Source organism: Nostoc mirabile CHAB5784 (assembly GCF_020829645.1).
Taxonomy (GTDB): Bacteria; Cyanobacteriota; Cyanobacteriia; order Cyanobacteriales; family Nostocaceae; genus Nostoc; species Nostoc mirabile.
On the sequence record NZ_JAIVFS010000033.1, the window covers coordinates 29,501 to 44,916 of the forward strand.

At 42.2% G+C, this 15,416-nt stretch carries 14 protein-coding genes; 7 read left to right on the forward strand and 7 right to left on the reverse strand.

The window, feature by feature from the left end; translation table 11 throughout:
• Positions 1 to 218 precede the first annotated feature (218 nt).
• Positions 219 to 812: a thermonuclease family protein gene (locus tag LC653_RS21015; RefSeq protein ID WP_229496732.1), complete on the forward strand. Its 594-nt coding sequence runs from the start codon at positions 219 to 221 to the stop codon at positions 810 to 812.
• Positions 813 to 937: 125 nt separating this feature from the next.
• Here LC653_RS21015 and LC653_RS21020 read toward each other — a convergent pair whose 3' ends face one another.
• Positions 938 to 1,819: a carbohydrate ABC transporter permease gene (locus LC653_RS21020; RefSeq protein WP_229496733.1), complete on the reverse strand. Its 882-nt coding sequence runs from the start codon at positions 1,817 to 1,819 to the stop codon at positions 938 to 940.
• 251 nt (positions 1,820 to 2,070) lie between these two features.
• On the opposite strand from LC653_RS21020, the gene LC653_RS21025 reads away from it, so the two are divergent.
• From LC653_RS21025 to LC653_RS21035, 3 genes are all read left to right on the forward strand, one after another.
• Positions 2,071 to 2,448 (forward strand): type II toxin-antitoxin system RelE/ParE family toxin, encoded by a 378-nt coding sequence (locus LC653_RS21025; RefSeq protein WP_229496734.1) that lies wholly within the window; start codon positions 2,071 to 2,073, stop codon positions 2,446 to 2,448.
• Between the two features lie 3 nt (positions 2,449 to 2,451).
• Complete coding sequence (locus LC653_RS21030) at positions 2,452 to 2,781, forward strand: helix-turn-helix domain-containing protein (protein ID WP_229496735.1); 330 nt, start codon at positions 2,452 to 2,454, stop codon at positions 2,779 to 2,781.
• A gap of 133 nt (positions 2,782 to 2,914) precedes the next feature.
• The gene (locus LC653_RS21035; RefSeq protein WP_229496736.1) at positions 2,915 to 3,226 is read left to right on the forward strand and encodes a hypothetical protein; all 312 of its coding nucleotides are present in this window, start codon (positions 2,915 to 2,917) and stop codon (positions 3,224 to 3,226) included.
• A 256-nt stretch (positions 3,227 to 3,482) separates the two neighbouring features.
• Here the strand turns inward: LC653_RS21035 and LC653_RS46890 are convergent, their stop codons facing one another.
• Entirely contained in the window at positions 3,483 to 6,728 is a 3,246-nt protein-coding gene (locus LC653_RS46890) for a caspase, EACC1-associated type (RefSeq protein ID WP_308189112.1), read from the reverse strand.
• 354 nt (positions 6,729 to 7,082) lie between these two features.
• Here LC653_RS46890 and purN point away from each other — a divergent pair, with 354 nt between their 5' ends.
• A complete protein-coding gene (purN, locus tag LC653_RS21050; protein ID WP_229496737.1) occupies positions 7,083 to 7,754 on the forward strand; it encodes a phosphoribosylglycinamide formyltransferase in 672 nt (223 codons plus the stop codon).
• Positions 7,755 to 8,085: 331 nt separating this feature from the next.
• On the opposite strand, the gene LC653_RS21055 is transcribed toward purN, so the two are convergent.
• The gene (locus LC653_RS21055) at positions 8,086 to 10,668 is read right to left on the reverse strand and encodes a GAF domain-containing protein (RefSeq protein WP_229496738.1); all 2,583 of its coding nucleotides are present in this window, start codon (positions 10,666 to 10,668) and stop codon (positions 8,086 to 8,088) included.
• 707 nt (positions 10,669 to 11,375) lie between these two features.
• Here LC653_RS21055 and LC653_RS21060 point away from each other — a divergent pair.
• Both LC653_RS21060 and LC653_RS21065 read left to right on the forward strand, forming a co-directional pair.
• Positions 11,376 to 11,561 (forward strand): hypothetical protein, encoded by a 186-nt coding sequence (locus LC653_RS21060; RefSeq protein ID WP_229496739.1) that lies wholly within the window; start codon positions 11,376 to 11,378, stop codon positions 11,559 to 11,561.
• Between the two features lie 652 nt (positions 11,562 to 12,213).
• Entirely contained in the window at positions 12,214 to 12,609 is a 396-nt protein-coding gene (locus LC653_RS21065; protein WP_229496740.1) for a hypothetical protein, read from the forward strand.
• Between the two features lie 68 nt (positions 12,610 to 12,677).
• On the opposite strand, the gene LC653_RS21070 is transcribed toward LC653_RS21065, so the two are convergent.
• The 4 genes from LC653_RS21070 to LC653_RS21085 form a co-directional block, all read right to left on the reverse strand.
• Complete coding sequence (locus tag LC653_RS21070) at positions 12,678 to 13,280, reverse strand: CPBP family intramembrane glutamic endopeptidase (protein WP_229496741.1); 603 nt, start codon at positions 13,278 to 13,280, stop codon at positions 12,678 to 12,680.
• 90 nt (positions 13,281 to 13,370) lie between these two features.
• The gene (locus LC653_RS21075) at positions 13,371 to 14,435 is read right to left on the reverse strand and encodes a DUF3326 domain-containing protein (RefSeq protein ID WP_229496742.1); all 1,065 of its coding nucleotides are present in this window, start codon (positions 14,433 to 14,435) and stop codon (positions 13,371 to 13,373) included.
• Positions 14,436 to 14,631: 196 nt separating this feature from the next.
• Positions 14,632 to 14,838, reverse strand: coding sequence for a DUF8621 family protein (locus LC653_RS21080; RefSeq protein ID WP_229496743.1), 207 nt, complete (start codon positions 14,836 to 14,838; stop codon positions 14,632 to 14,634).
• A 145-nt stretch (positions 14,839 to 14,983) separates the two neighbouring features.
• Positions 14,984 to 15,304 (reverse strand): 2Fe-2S iron-sulfur cluster-binding protein, encoded by a 321-nt coding sequence (locus LC653_RS21085; RefSeq protein ID WP_229496744.1) that lies wholly within the window; start codon positions 15,302 to 15,304, stop codon positions 14,984 to 14,986.
• Positions 15,305 to 15,416: the final 112 nt, after the last annotated feature.

The following is a 15,416-nucleotide window of genomic DNA, read 5'->3' on the forward strand; positions in this document are numbered from 1 at the left end:
ATATCATGTCCGCTTGATTACTTATTAAACCCGAAGAACCCCACCCCTTAATCCCCTCCCCGCAAGCGGGGAGGGGAGACAAAGCGTAGCTTTGGCGGGGTGGGGTGCAATGACTGTGGGAATCATAACTAATTATGCGGACATGATATCAAAGGTTAACAAATATATCTTTGCATTTTGCTAGTATCATCCCACAGAGGTAATGCAGGTAACTTTGGATGGAGAAATTAATTAAACCAGTGCGATTTTGGCTTTGTGCAACTATCCTAATTTTGGGTTTGATAGGCTGCGATGTCGTGCGACAAGCCGCTTCGCGTCTACGCTTTATGGGTACTTCTGGAGAACCAGTTGAGCGAGTCAGTGATGGCGATACTTTAGTAGTGAAAGATACTAACGGCAAAAATCTTACCGTGCGTTTTGCTTGTGTAGATGCGCCAGAAATAGCTCATACTAATAAAGAAAAGCAGAGTAAACGCACTAGCGATCGCAACCAATTTACTTGGGGTGTGAAAGCCCAAGAACGGGTGCAAGAACTGGTGCAACAAGGAGGCGATCGCGTGACTTTGAATATCACCGACAGCGATCGCTATGGACGTAAAATTGCCGAAGTTCGTTTAAAAAATGGCACTTTTGTGCAACAGGTATTATTGCAAGAAGGTTTAGCAAAAGTGTATCGTCCCTATTTAAACAAATGTCCTAGCAAAGACTTAGTTCAACAAGCCGAAGCTGAGGCCAAGCAACAACGGCTTGGTGTTTGGAGTGATACTAAATTTGTGAACCCTTGGGAATATCGCAGCCTATATAAAAAGTAAAAACTCTAGCTGTTTCTAACTGAATGCACTACATTTTTTAGCATTGCACATTTGCGCGATGATTTAGCAACTTCCAAAATTCCCCCCTGCCCCCTGCCCCCTGCCCCCTGCTTCCCCTACCTCCCCTACTCCTCTCCCCAAGTTTGCAGTTGCAAATACACGAGTACCATCGTCACTCCTAGTAACACCGTCGCGGCGGCTGCTGCATAACCAAAATCAAACTGAGCAAAAGCCTCTTGGTAAATGTAGTAAACTAGCAAATTAGTCGAATTCAGTGGCCCACCGCCAGTCATCACAAAAACTTGCTCAAAACTCCGCAATGTAAAAATCGCGGTAGTGATGACTGCAAATATCACAGTCGGGCGCAATCCAGGGAGAGTAATATACCAAAATTGTTGCCAAGCATTTGCTCCATCCAAATCTGCTGCTTCATAACGACTGGGAGGAATTGCTTGCAACCCTGCTAAAAAAACTACCATATTGAAACCGAGTTGTTTCCAAATACTCATTAAAATAATTACTGGCATTGCCCAAAATGTGTCTCCTAGCCAGGGTATGGCTGGAATACCGAAAAAATCTAAAAGTCCGTTAACTGGCCCTAATGTTTGAAACAGCCAGCGAAATCCTAAACCGGCTGCCACAAGTGAGATAATTGAAGGCAGAAAATAGGCACTTCGCAAGATGCCCCGCAAGGGAATGGAGCGGTTTAATAGTACTGCCAATCCCAAAGAGATAACTAAACTGGGAATGATAGTGGCAACAGTAAAATAAAACGTGTTACCCAGAACTTGCCAGAAGTCGGGGTTGAGTAGCAAGCGCGAATAGTTTTTTAAGCCTATCCAATAAATACCTTTTAGAGTGAAACTACCAGCAGTGAAACTGAGGTAAAACAAATAGGCGATCGGCCAAATGATAAAAACGCCCAGCAAAATTAGTGCTGGTGTGAGAAAAATCCAGGCAGCTACTGTATCATTATCCAACCACGACTTAATATTTTTTTTTTGCATCTATAATTAACCCTCTTAGCTGTTATGATCCTCCGCCTTGATTTTACCCTTACCTTGGGTAAGCTCTTGGTTCATAATTATCTCTACTTGGAGTCTTTAAACTAAGTTTTGCATCAAAGCCCAGCAGGTGCGTAGTTTACAGCCGTAGGCATCGCTTATACTTTAAGTAACGTAGTTGGTGATGGACTTATTTTGATACTACTATCTTACTTGTTGACTTAATATGCTATTATTAGCATAATTAGCAATACATGAGTAAAAAACAAGAAAAACCCCTCAAATGGATTGCAAGCGCTCTTGATGATTTAAAAGATTTCCCTGAAGATGTGCAAGATGTAATGGGTTATGCTTTGGATTTAGCACAACATGGTGAAAAGCATCCTGACGCAAAACCTTTGCATGGATTTACAGGCACTGGGGTTTTAGAAATTGTAGATGATTTTGAAGGAGATACATACAGGGCAATTTACACTGTTAAATTTGCAGGATTTGTTTACCTATTACATTCATTTCAAAAGAAATCAAAACACGGTATTGCTACACCAAAACAAGATATAGATTTAGTTAAGAAGAGACTCAAGGTTGCTCAGGAAGATTATTTACAAGAAATAGCAAAAACAATGGAGTAAAAAATGAGCAACGAAAATGATGTTTATATTAGTAACGGAAATGTCTTTGCTGATCTAGGATTGTCTAATCCTGAAGAGCGCTTAATTAAAGCAGAACTTGCACGCAAAATTAGTGAAATTATTGCTAATCGCCAATTAAATCAAGTCCAAGCAGCCGAAGTTCTTGGAATAGATCAACCAAAAATATCTGCTTTAACTAGAGGGAAACTAAAAGATTTTTCAATAGATAGATTGATCAGATTTATAAACATTTTAGGTAATGATGTAGAAATTACAATTAAGCCTAAACCAGAAAGCCGTTCAATTGCTTGCACGACTGTAGTTTGTGAATAATTATCAAACGAAAAGGCAACCTAAAGAAGTAAATGCGATGCCTACGGTGGTCACTGAGCCTCTTGTACTGAGGGCAGTCGAAGTATGCCGAAGTGCGGTAAACTACACACTTTTCCCCTACTCACCAATCCTTATGACACAACAACCAGACAGACTAGACCGAATAGAAGCAACACTAGAGAGAGTTTCACAACAGCTTGACAATCAGGTTGTAGTGAATGCTGAACTGAGACAATCAACAACCGAACTGAGACAATCAACGGCAGAGTTAACCCAGTCAGTAAACGAAATTGCCAACTCAGTTAACTTGCTGCTGCAAACAGTGACAATTCATCAACAAAACTTTGAAGTACTCGCCGTCAATATGCAGCAAATGCAAGCTTCAATTCTTAACTTGCAAACTGAAAACAGTCGAATACTTGAGATTTTAGAAGGACAAGGCTAACATTATGAACAAGTGCGCGATGCAAAGTTCATGAAAATTTAAGATCCAACTGCGATGCCTACGACGGTAAACTACGCACTTTTCAACAGGCGATCGCTTGGGTAAGCTCTTGGTTCATAATTATCTCTACTTGGAGTCTTTACTTAAACCTAATCCACTCTGTTTTTTGAAAAAAAAATTAGATCGTTCCGCTTCGCTACACTCAAAAAGGGTAAAGAAGAGAGGGCAGAGGGCAAAAGAGCTAAAGTATAAAGGGCTAAAGAGTCCTCCCAACCGCGCAGACAACACGAAAACCAACATAGTTGTAGATGTCGTCGCGCTCCGCCCTACCGAAGTCGTCGTTGCGGGACGCGGAACGGCAGTTCCTAGGACTGTTGACCCAGGAACCGCCCCGCAGTATTCGATATTGATTATTATCTATCCATGCACTTCCATCACTAGGCGCTCCTTTATAGCTGTCATGCCAAGTATCTTGACACCACTCCCAGACATTCCCGTGCATATCGTATAATCCAAAGGCGTTGGGTGGAAAACTTCCTACTTCTGTTGTTACTTGAGGAGATTTTCTTTTTGGTGCAGAAGCGTAGGTGTAATTCCCATCGTAGTTGGCTAACTCAATTGTAATCGTCTCGCCAAAGTGAAATGGTGTCGTTGTTCCTGCACGACAGGCGTATTCCCACTCTGCTTCACTAGGTAGGCGATATTTATGCCCAGTCTTTTCACTCAGCTTTTTGCAAAAGTCTACTGCATCATTCCAGGACACTGTTTCTACAGGACGTTTTGCTCCCTTAAAGTTGGACGGATTGCTACCCATTATTTGCTGGTACTGTTCCTGAGTCACTTCAAACTTGCCTATAAAAAAAGCAGGCACATTCACAGCGTGCTGTGGTTCTTCATATTTGGTTCGACCATTTTCACCGGGTGGCGAACCCATATTAAAAGAGCCTCCAAGAATCTGAACCATATCTAAAGTTATGCCATTGCCTAAGTCCTCCTTAAAGAACTTAGCTTGCTTGTTAGGATCTCGTTTAATTACCTGTCCCTTTTTATCTACCGTTACCGTTTCAAACTTAACCGTCCACAAGGGTAATCCAAATGCTTTAGACGCTTCTTTAATAGGGGGAATATATTTGGGTTCAGCTACAGAGATAGTTGTCGGTGATTGACGCTTAATAGTTTCACCACCTACCACTGCTGTCATCAAATCTACACCTCCCAGACCAGCCCACTTCAAAAACCTTTGTAGGGTTATTCGCTCTTGAGCCGATTGAGTGGGTTGAGCAGAACTTGGCTGCTGAATCGGAGGTTTAATCAATTCTTGGCTTGCTACAACTCTGGTTTCAATTGCAGTAATGTCAGTTTGTTTAAGTCCTAGAGTCCGTTGAAATTGCCTTAACCTCTGCCGAACATCATCACTATCAAAGGAATTTCCTGCTTTAATTGTTTTAATTAATTCCTGCTCATAGTGCTGTAATTTTTGGTGATATTTTACTTCCTCTTGTTGCTGTTGTTTCTCTGCCTCTTGTTGCTGTCTGATTCTCTCTTGCTGTTTCTGGTATTCTGCTTCTGAAGATTGTTGAATAATAAGTGCTTCGATCGCAGCTATTTCCGCATCATTTAGTTCTAAAATTCGTTGAAAGCGCTGAAGTTCTTCACGAGTAACATCACTAAGAGGATATTCAAACTGCATCGACTCTCTAAACACCTCTTCATACTGCTGAAGCTTTTGCTGATGTTCCTTGATCGCAGCAATAATTGGATTTTCAATTGCAGTAACATCCTCAGCAGTCAGATTCAACGCTTGATGACGTTGCGTTAGTTGAGAGCGTTTGAAAGCACTAAGCGGATATTCTTGCTGAACACCTTCTGTAAACTCTTGCTCATATTGCCGCAAGTTTGCTTGATGCGTTGCAATCTCGGCATTAATTCGCCTCTCAATCGCTCTCACATCCCCTTCACTCAACCCCAACGTCTGCCACGTTTGCTGCAACTGCTTTTGCGTCACCTCATCTGGATAATGCTGGCGCTGCGTCGCCTTCACAAACGCCTGCTCGTACTGCTGGAGTTTTTGATGATAGCTTTCAATCTGTGTTGTGATTTGGGCTTCAATTGGTGCAACATCTACATCCCTCAGTCCCAAGCGCTGCTGCTGTTGGCGTAAATTATTCCGGGTTGCCTCACTGAGAGGATATTCCTGCTGGGTGGCAGTAAAAAACAGCCGTTCGTAGTCCCGGAGTTTTTGGTGATGTGCCTCTACCTCAGCCGTAATCTGAGATTCTATCGCGGCAATATCTCTATCCGCAAGCTCTAATTGCTGCTGAGTTTGCCGTAAGCGATCGCGGCTTGCTGCACTCAAGAGAAACTCTTGTCGCAGTGCCGTTGTAAACGCCTGCTGATAAGTTTGCAGGTTTTGCTGATGCGTCTTAAACTGTGCAGTCACTTGTGCCTCAATCGGCATCGTGTCCTCATTCCGCAGCCCCAAAGTTTGCTGGAGATTTTGCAGATCGTGGCGATCGCTATCTGTAATCGTTTCGTCTCGCTCCAGTAACTCGGTGAACACCTGCTGATAGTGCTGGAGTTTTTCGCGGAACTGGTTGCGGTAAGGTTCTAATATCTCATCTTCAATCGCCTTCGCCTCAGTTGTCTCCAATCCCAAGCAAGTCCTCTGATAATCTAATGTGCGACGACCAACAAGAGAAATTTCGCCTCGATGAATAAATCGCGCTACCTCTTTACGGTATCGCTGCCTGGGATCACCCGGAGCCACCTTTGCCAGTCGAATTTTAAAGCCTTCTCGAATTGCATAAATTTCCGGCTTCATCGCCGGTTGAAGTTCTCGCACCTTCTGACTGGCGTATTCATGGAGTTCATCAATGGAGATAAATTCATCTTGATCGCGATCGGCTTCTCCTGACTTGATCCCTTCAATCAAAAAACGAGTGTAAATCGATAAATCTTGCCCCTCTTGCTCAAAGGAATATTGAGTTGAAGTAGAAGAAGTCAATACAGCTCGTCCTTCACCGCCTAACTGCTCCCGGATGTCAATCATGCCGTCATCTTTGGCAGACATTCCCTCGGCAAACGCGCCACTAAAGCAGCTATCTAGGATTACCACCTGCCGACGGGAGCGGCTTTCACTCATGCGATCGTGAATAAAATTGGCAGACACCGACGTTGAGCGAATCAATTCGCCCTGCTGCGTCTTACTGGTGTTACGAGTCGCCAGATACAGCCTACCGCGATCATCTTTGATACCATGTCCTGAAAAGTACAGTAGCAGCAAATCATCCTTGTCCCGACCAGAAAACAGCGTTTCGATCGCAATTTCTACAACTTGTCGCTCAGGATTTTTTAGCAGGGTGACATCTGACGCAGCAAATCCGCCCATCTCGGTATGTAGCAGTACCTCGTACACTGCTTCCACATCTCTAACTGCACTAGGCAATGGGTTCAGCCCTGGCTCATACTCACTGACCCCAACCAGCAACGCTACCTTCGCCATTTAACTCACCTATGCTGCGATCAAATCCTGTGCGGCTTTAACAGTTATCAGTAAACAGTTAAAAGTTTTGATAATTGGGTTTAAGACTGAGCTATATCAGTTATCAATTATCAGTTATCAGTTATCAGTTAACTGTTCACTGTTGACTGTTTACTGATTTCTAACCTACGCCCTCTACGCCTGATAAATGATGACTATTGACTGTTCACTGATTTAATCTCTGTGTTGTTTCCTTCATACCAAGTTTTAGAATATTACCTATTTATGTGAGAAAAATTCAGGCAGCTACGTATCGTTATCCAACCACGACTTAGGATATATTTTTGGCATCTATAATTTTCCCTCTTAGCTGTTATGACCTTCCGCCCTGATTCTACCCTGAGCTTGGTTTCTCCTAGCACTAGCGATATTTGCCAACAATTCGCCCCTTTAAAACTGGGAATTATGGCTTCTGGGAATGGCAGCAATTTTGATGTAGTTGCCCAAGCTATCCAAGATGGACAGCTAAATGCCCAAATTCAAGTTTTAATTTACAATAACCCCTTGGCTAAAGCAACCGTAAGAGCAGCTAATAGAGGTATAGAAGCTGTTTTATTGAATCACCGCAACTATAAAAGTCGAGAAGAGTTTGATGAGAAAATTGTGCAGACATTGCGGCACTACAATGTAGAATGGGTGATTTTGGCAGGTTGGATGCGACTGGTAACGTCAGTTTTCATTGATGCCTTTCCTGAAAGGATTATTAATATCCATCCTAGTTTGTTACCTAGTTTCAAGGGAATCCATGCTGTAGAACAAGCCTTAGCATCTGGGGTAAAAATCACTGGTTGTACAGCGCATATAGCTTGTTTAGAAATGGACAGTGGCCCAATATTGATGCAAGCCGCAGTACCAGTATTGCCGGATGATACAGCAGAAACACTCCACGCCAGGATTCAAATTCAGGAACATCGGATTTTACCATTAGCGATCGCTCTAGCAGCTTCTTCGTCAAAAGCTACACTAAGCCCAATACACTTGGGTTAAGGCAGTTCTTGCTGTTCTTGCTGTTCTTGCTGGGGGAGCAGGAAGAAGCAAGGGAGCAGGGTGTAATATCATGTCCGCCAAATTACCCCTAATAAAAGAACCCCACCCCCAACCCCTAAGAGCCTGCGGGGAGGGGAGCTAAAGCGCAGCTTTGGCGGGGTGGGGTTCCGGGTATTATGCTTAATTGGCCCGACGTGATATAAGGGGGAAGTGAAAGGCTTGATGCAGGTTCTTTTTCCCCTTTTCTCCCTGCCCCCTGCCCCTTGTCCTCTTTCCCCCTGCCCCCTGCTCCCCTGTTTATCCGAAGTGTATTGCATCCTCTTCCACAAAGCTATTCACCAGAGTTCGCTTCAGTAGCTTGATATGCTTGTAGGAGCCTAGCATGATCGAGAGTAAATCCTACTTGCATCGCTATCTGGGTAAATAAATCAATCTCAGGCTGTTGCCAATCACGGGGGCTAGAACACTGATGTGCAACTAACAAGCCAAATAGCTGCTCATCTTTAATAATGGGTGCTATTAAATTTGCTTTCACACCAAAGGATTCGAGCAGGGTAACGTGACAATCAGCCAAACCGGCCTCATAAATGTTGTTTATTGCGACAACACGACCAGACTGGTACTTTTCTATATAGTTTTCTGTGAAACAAGGGTCGTAAACTTTAGACCGCAAAACTTTGGGATAACCTGGAACTACTGATTCAGCAATTATAATTCCGAACCAATTAGCGTAAAAGCTATAAACCAATACTCGGTCAATACTCAGTGCCTTGCGAACCTCTTCCACAGTGGTTTTGATGACATCCTCTTCCTTGAGCGATTGGCGAATGCTGCGGGTAATATCCACAAGTAACTGACTTCGCCTACTTTCAGCTTCGATTCGTTGCAGGAGTCTTGCATGGTCGAGAGCAAATCCCACTTGCATCGCTATTTGGCCAAATAAATCAATCTCAGATTGTTGCCAATCACGAGGTTTGGAACACTGATGTGCAATTAATAAGCCAAATAGCTGTTCATCCTTAAGAATGGGGGCTACCAAATTTGCTTTGACAGCAAAGGATTCGAGTAGGCTAATCTGATAATCAGCCAAACCGGCTTCGTAAATGTTATTTATTGCTAAAACGCGACCAGACTGATAATCTTCTACATAGCCTTGACCAAAATATAGGTCTTGGATTTCAGATCGCAAAACTTTTGGGTAGGTGAGAACAACTGATTCGGCAATCACAGTTCCAGAATAATTAGCATTAAAGCTATAAACCATCACTCGGTCAGTACTTAGTACTTTACGAACCTCTTCCACCGTGGTTTTCAGGACATCCTCTTCGTTGAGCGATTGGCGAATGCTGCCGATAGTATCCGCCAGCAACTGACCTTGCACACTCTCAGCCTCGATTCGTTGCAGCAGCCTTGCATGGTCGAGAGCAAATCCCACTTCCATCGCTATTTGGGCACATAAATCAATCTCAGACTGTTGCCAATCACGGGGTCTGGAGCATTGATGTGCAATTAATAAGCCAAAGAGCTGTTGATCTTTGAGAATGGGTGCGACCAAATTTGCTTTCACACCAAAGGATTCGAGCAGGTTAATATGACAATCACGCAAACCAGCTTCATAAATGTTGTTTATGGCTTGAACGCGACCAGACTGATACTTTTCTACATAGTCCTGAGCAAAACATGGGTCTTGGATTTCAGACCGCAAAACTTTGGGATAACCTGGAACCACTGATTCTGCAATCACTGTTCCAGACCAACTAGCGTCAAATGTATAAACCAGGACGCGATCGCTACTTAGGGCTTTGCGAACTTCTTCCACGGTGGTTTTGATGACATCCTCTTCGTTAAGCGATTGGCGAATGCTGCGGGTAATTTCGATAAATACCTGAGCTATATCTGCCTTCGTATCAACCTGTTCTAGAAGTTTAGTGTAGTCAAGGGCGAATCCTACTTGTATAGCTATCTGAGTCAACAAATCAATCTCAGACTGCTGCCAAAAGCGAATTCTAGAACACTGATGTGCAATCAATAAACCGAATAGCTGTTTGCCTTTAAGAATAGGTGCTACTAAATTAGATTTGACAGCAAATTGCTCTAGCAACTCAATATCATCATCACTGAGATCGGCTTGATAGATATTATCAATAGCACGGATGGAACCATTCTGGTATTTTTCTATATACCCTGTCTCGAACCCAGGTTCAGAGACTGTAACCCCTAATATTCTTGGTAAACCAGGTGCCACTGACTCAGCGATAAAAGTTCCATTACAATTGGAGTTGAAGCAAAAAATGCTTACGCGGTCAATGCTTAAAGCTTTACGAATTTCTTCTGAGGTAATTTTGAGAACATCTTCTTCATTGAATGATTCTCGAACCCATTGCGTAACTTTCCTCAATAGTTGGGAGTAATCAGCTTCGGTTTCTTTTTCCTTTACCAAAACTGAAAGCAGCTCTGTAAATAAGTTTATGTTTCTCTCTAACATCACTAATTCATCTTCGTTAGCGATGAAATATTGAGTAAACTCACTGTCTGGACGCAGCTTGTTTTTGATACTATTAGAAATTGCCGCAGCTTTACTGACTCGACTAATAGCTCGATTAGTTACAAAAACAGCGATCGCACCTGTTAAAATTGCTGTTACTCCCATACCAGTTAACAAGAGTGACAATTGTCTCTGTAGAGCTAGTTCAGTTTCTGTTGAACTTGCTGCACTCTCAAGTCTTACTTGCGGAATTTGTTTGGTAATTAAATTAATGCCATAGTAGTAAGTAGCTGTTCCAATTGCAACCACAGGAAGGATACTAATGCTTAGTGCCCAAACAATTGCTTTAGTTTTTAAACTCCATTTTTGTTGCCACAGCCTTTGTTCACGATTTCGTCTTGCTTGGTTTTGAGAAAAAGACTGATTCATAAATGAAACCTGGATTGCTGCAATTGAGAATCAAGTAAATCACCTCTCCACCAAATTCTACACAAAACTTATTAAACAAGCATTGGCTTTCAGGTGTATTTTGAGGCACTAACCTTCTACGTCGTGCTCCATAAAGCTTTTATCGCCTTTGACCTCAAAAAATCAGGTCTGATTAACGGGCTTGTTAATAATAAAATGGCGATCGCTTTGTTTAATGCCTCATTTTCTCATCAGGTGTTGTAGTTTTCTGGCAAAACAGCCAAAAATTCTTTCTTTTTCAACAAGAGTCATACAGACTTATCAGAGTTAGCCTCCCCCCTCAGAAACAGAAGGAACAACGCGAAAATAAGCCTTTAAGTCTCTTGACAGAGAGAGACTTACTACTCACCTTCCTTAGATTTGCGTAGCGGCACAAAGTGCAGGAAGGAGTTTGGGTTTAAATATGTTTATTGTAGTCTACTTGACTAAAAATCTCTGTAGCTGCAATTACACATACACGCTTTATAAAAAATTTATAACATATAATTAAATCTGAATTTATATTTAATACAACTTAACCATAACTTATAAATATGGAAGCTGTAGTTACAAACGCTCATAATGCTATAAGTAAAGTTAAAGTTGTAGTTACTACAGCTTAAGCAATAATTATAAAAGCTCCTAATTTTATAAGTAAAATTGAACATGTAGTTAATAAAACTTAAGCATTGCTTATAAATATTGAAGTTGTAGTTAACGCAGCTCCTTCTGTAGTTATAAATGTTCAAGCTGTAGTTAATACAGCTTCTTCTGCGGTTATAAATGCTCAAGCTGTAGTTAATACATTTTCTTCCGTAGTTATCAATGCTCAAGTTGTGGTTAACACAACTTCTTCCGTAGTTATCAATGCTTAAGCTGTAATTAAGATATAGCGCTTCTGGATTGAGTTCAATACAGACCTAACAAAAATAGCCCCCAATACTGCGTAGGTTTTGAAGATTTGTAGGTTGGGTTAAGCAAAGCGCAACCCAACAAAGCCTTGATAATGTAGGGTCTACGTTCCTCAACCCAACCTACATTGGAGTTATTTTTAGGCAAAACCTACGCAGTATTGATAATGTTGGGTTTCGTTCCTCAACCCAACCTACATTGGAGTTATTTTTAGGCAAAACCTACGCAGTATTGAAATAGCCCCAACGCTAGCAGCGTTGGGAAGTAAGCCTCAAAGCCTCTCTCCTAGAATGGAAGTGAGGTCAGAGTCTCTTGCAGACAAGCGAGAAACCAATACGGTTCGGATAAGATTCGATCCCCCCAACCCCCCTTAAAAAGGGGGCTAAAAATGGCTCTATTTCCCCCTTTTTAAGGGGGACTAAGGGGGATCTTTAAGGCCTATGCACCTTAACCGAACCGTATTGAGCGAGAAACGCTATAGACGCTTCAGATAAATTAAGAGAATTTACCAGTAATTATGTCATAAAAAATACAATTATTTGTGGATTTTGCGGAGCCAGAATATATTTCCAGTAGGGCATAGTAACTGTATAAATGTTACAAGGAACTAAATTTATGTCTTTGAGAAAACGGACATCCCGCGTTTTAGAAAGTGCTGAGTTAAGATTCTCTGGACTCAAAGCAATTAATGCCAATCTGGATCTTGGAGATGATTACAATTTAAAAAGTCTGACACAACTAATTGAGCAATTACGCGTCAAGATAGAAGCTCATAACACCGCTCTCAGCACCATTGACTCTTCCAAAGTAGAAATTGAAGAGTTAGAACAAATCTTGGGTACTTTCTCTGAGAAAATGCTCATGGGAATTGGCTTTAAATACGGAAAAGATAGCCGTGAATATGAGATGGCTGGTGGAGTTCGCAAAAGTGAACGTATCCGTAAAAGCAGGGCGACTCGTTTAAAAACTGTTGCACAAAAAGCATCTAGCCAGAGCGCTCAAACCACGTAATTTATTCTATGGTTGATAGTGTGCGATGCCTGTGGTTGGGCTACGCCTACGCACTAATTCCTAGAAGCTCAAAATTTATTTTTTAATTGCCGTAATTGCGACATTTTCCAGAAATAGCTAGAAATCCAATTGGTAATAATGTGAGCGACAATCGGCACTAATAAGTTGCCAGTGAGCAGGGCACTATAGGCGAATATCATCCCAACAATTGTTGCCCAAATCACATAAGGCCATTGTTGGGAACCGCTAAAATGCAAGATGCCAAAGCAAAGACTGGATACAATCACAGCCAGATGATCCAAGCCTAAAGCTGGCAGCATTACACCTCTAAATAATAATTCTTCACTCAACCCTGGTAGTAACCCCAGCCAAATTAAGTCTGGTAAGGCTAAGGGCTTCAGTACCATTTCTAGATAATAATCTGCACTTTTACGGTAGGGAGTCCAAACGCGATAAGCTACGCCACTTAACGTGGTGATGGCGAATCCCAACCCTACACCCAACAGCAGCTGTCTTTGGTTCAAGTCCCAAGAAAATAGGGAAAAGTTGCCAAGGTATAACGAAAGTTTAGCGACTATCAACAAAATGATTGCAGTCGCTCCCATCGCCCCAAGTATTTGGATGCGCGTTAGGTATGGAATTTCTGGCTTTTGCTTTTGTTGTTCAATCACGGGTTTTTAGGGAGAGAGGGGAGGGGGCAGGGGGCAGGGGGAGAATAACTAATGACTAATGACTAATGACTAATGACTAATGACTAATGACTAATGACTAATTGACTGCAAAGGTAATAATTTGGGACGGAGAGCGTCGGGATTAATACCTGCTTTATGTGCTACCAATACACCTACTGCTTCTAAATATGAGTTTACCTGTATAGATTTGATCCCCAACGGTTGGGGAGGAACTTTTATAAGAGTTTTATTTTCTTCTACTGTAATTATTTGGCATCGTCTTTGGCTTAAACTTAGTAAGGCACTGCTACCACAAGCAGTTGCAGGTACGATCGCAGCATCCACTTCATCTACCCAAATATCTTCTTGCTGTGATCCGATTGCTCCTCTCTCTACTATAAATTGTGGGGCACGACTTAATCCTACAAGGACGCACGGCAAAAAGGTATAGCCCAATTCTTCGGCGGCGGAACGGGGAGATAAATCAGGTTGTGGAGGTTCGCTCAAAAGGGCGGGAGAATGGGCGCAAGGAATTTGAAAGGTTCGCACTAGCAAATGGCTAATTACGGCTTCTGCACCCGCTAAAGAATCAACGCCTTCACCCTGGCGGTATTTTTGTACTGCCTCCTCATCCATATCATCGGGGAAACGGGCAACAACTGCGATCGCTTCTGCCCCCGCTTTTTTAATTAATATCTCAGCTGCCCGTAATAAGCTATCCGCGTTGCCAATTGTTCCCCAACTAGCTCCCGATGCTGTAGTCCGCAATTCTACATTTAATGGTGCATCAGTAATTACATACTCTGTTAGGGTCAATCCCAGAGTTGCTCTAACTGCATCGGCTGCTTGTAGATGTCGTAGCCGTAATTCTGGCTCAATGGCTTGGTCTAAAAGTAAACCTACCTTGTTAGTGCGGACTGGACGCAAACCCCAGCATCCAGAGGCGAATTTGTCAAGCCCGTAACCTTCAACATAGAAAGCGTTTGGAAGATTCCAGTACAAACTTGCGCCATTAAGGACATTGGGGTGAGTAATTAGGCGATCGCAAACCTGTGCTATAACTTTGGCAACAGGCAAAGCATCTCCTGCATAACCCCCAATGGCAGCCCCAACGCCAGTTGGTACAATTAAGATAGTAGTGTATGGACGATTCATTTTAAGTTATTTCCCACTCTCCAGGGCTATTTCGTTCTAGACATAAACCGCCCAGAACTAAAGTCCGTTTTAACGGGCCATAACCTTTTCCAGTCGTCTTGAGACGACTTTCGCTATTAGACTGGTGAATTCATTCTGAGGCGGGCTAGATGAAAATGAAATAACCTTTGCCCACTCTCAACTTTTAACTTCTAACTCAGCACTGGCTCAATGCCCCGCTATCGCTAACAGCACTCTTTGTCACCACGGCTTCAACTGTAGCTTTTTGTTCGTCAGCATCCACAGAAGTAACTGCCCAACGCAGAGGTTCGCCTTGTTTCTTTAACTCTGTTTCAATTACTTCTAGTAACTCTGCGGGAGTTTCTTGTAAATCAATTTCTGCGGTAATAAAATGAGTTGTCATTTTGGTAAATCCTGTTGATTTGTAGTTTCTATAGCTGATTTCATCGGCGATGAAATATTTGTGTAATTTCTCAGATTTAGTAATCTCCGTGAACAGTTATTCAGTTGTGAATAATCATCCGATATACTGACTAACTGTTCGCTGATTATTTGCCTTTGCCAAATTGTAACTGATAAACTACATCTTCTTTTTCTGTCTTAATTTTCAAATCAGAAAGGGGTTTGGCAACACAAAGCAATACGTAACCTTGCTTTTGCAAATCTGGACTAACGCCCATACCATCAGTTTGATCCACAGTTCCCTCGCTTATTTGACCGGCGCAAGTTGTGCAAACACCTGCATTACAAGAACTCGGCAGTTCCAAACCAGCAGCATCGGCAACTGATAAGATCGTTTCATTTTCAGGAACTTGCAAAGTATGAATTTTGCCTTGGTGATCAATTTCTACGGTGTAAGTTTTGGGCATATACAAAAGAAGTGATGCAACGGACAAATTTATTATTTTATCTTAATTAGTTAAAAATATCCAGATGTTACTATAAAAATTTAGGTAAGGGACTTCCAGAAAATAAATTTAG

Coding starts and splice junctions, on each gene's coding strand:
- LC653_RS21075 (WP_229496742.1), bottom strand. CDS start 14,435: ATGAATCGTCCATACACTACTATCTTAATTGTACCAACTGGCGTTGGG.
- LC653_RS21065 (WP_229496740.1), top strand. CDS start 12,214: ATGTCTTTGAGAAAACGGACATCCCGCGTTTTAGAAAGTGCTGAGTTA.
- LC653_RS21025 (WP_229496734.1), top strand. CDS start 2,071: ATGAGTAAAAAACAAGAAAAACCCCTCAAATGGATTGCAAGCGCTCTT.
- purN (WP_229496737.1), top strand. CDS start 7,083: ATGACCTTCCGCCCTGATTCTACCCTGAGCTTGGTTTCTCCTAGCACT.
- LC653_RS21020 (WP_229496733.1), bottom strand. CDS start 1,819: ATGCAAAAAAAAAATATTAAGTCGTGGTTGGATAATGATACAGTAGCT.
- LC653_RS46890 (WP_308189112.1), bottom strand. CDS start 6,728: ATGGCGAAGGTAGCGTTGCTGGTTGGGGTCAGTGAGTATGAGCCAGGG.
- LC653_RS21055 (WP_229496738.1), bottom strand. CDS start 10,668: ATGAATCAGTCTTTTTCTCAAAACCAAGCAAGACGAAATCGTGAACAA.
- LC653_RS21035 (WP_229496736.1), top strand. CDS start 2,915: ATGACACAACAACCAGACAGACTAGACCGAATAGAAGCAACACTAGAG.
- LC653_RS21085 (WP_229496744.1), bottom strand. CDS start 15,304: ATGCCCAAAACTTACACCGTAGAAATTGATCACCAAGGCAAAATTCAT.
- LC653_RS21030 (WP_229496735.1), top strand. CDS start 2,452: ATGAGCAACGAAAATGATGTTTATATTAGTAACGGAAATGTCTTTGCT.
- LC653_RS21080 (WP_229496743.1), bottom strand. CDS start 14,838: ATGACAACTCATTTTATTACCGCAGAAATTGATTTACAAGAAACTCCC.
- LC653_RS21015 (WP_229496732.1), top strand. CDS start 219: ATGGAGAAATTAATTAAACCAGTGCGATTTTGGCTTTGTGCAACTATC.